A 598-nucleotide genomic window follows, 5' to 3' on the forward strand; every position below is an offset into this window, starting at 1 on the left:
GACAGAAGTATGGTTCAACGCTGGGTTCGAGAATACGATACTTATAAGGATAATAGCTTTAAAGGCAATGGTAATCCTGTAATGACAGTCGAACAAGAAGAGATCGCACGCTTAAAAGCAGAGTTACATCAARCTCAAATGGATCGTGATATCTTAAAAAAGGCAGTGAGCATATTCTCCAAGAGCGACAGCAAAAATTTCAATTTGTAAATTCTTTTAAAGATCATTTTACTGTTGAGAATATGTGTAGGGTTTTATCTGTTAGTAAGAGTGGATTTTATGAATGGTTATCACGTAAGAAATCTTCTAGGTCGATAGCCTATGCAAAAGACTCTAAAGAAATCATATCAATCTATAATACATCTAAAAAGCGCTATGGAAGTTATAAAATTCATGCAGAATTGAGTTTTAAAGGGATTAAGACATCCCGGAATAGAGTGGCTAGGATAATGAAAAGTCAGGGTATTAAAAGCATAGTTAATAAGAAATACAGAGTACAAACTACTGACTCGAATCATTCTAATAGAATATCTAAAAACCTTTTAAAGAGGAACTTTTATCCACAATCATCATCTCAAGCTTGGGTGTCCGACATTAC

General features: G+C 34.0%; 1 protein-coding gene and 1 pseudogene. Both read left to right on the top strand.

The annotated features are described in order from the left end of the window. A pseudogene (locus tag DLK05_RS17655) lies at positions 1-210 on the top strand (IS3-like element ISDde3 family transposase); the annotation flags it as partial. 32 nt (positions 211-242) lie between these two features. After that, positions 243-598 (top strand): IS3 family transposase (locus tag DLK05_RS18285; protein WP_148114124.1); only part of this gene is annotated, 356 nt, incomplete at its 3' end.

The organism is Ancylomarina longa, from assembly GCF_003996985.1.
Classification (GTDB): Bacteria; Bacteroidota; Bacteroidia; order Bacteroidales; family Marinifilaceae; genus Ancylomarina_A; species Ancylomarina_A longa.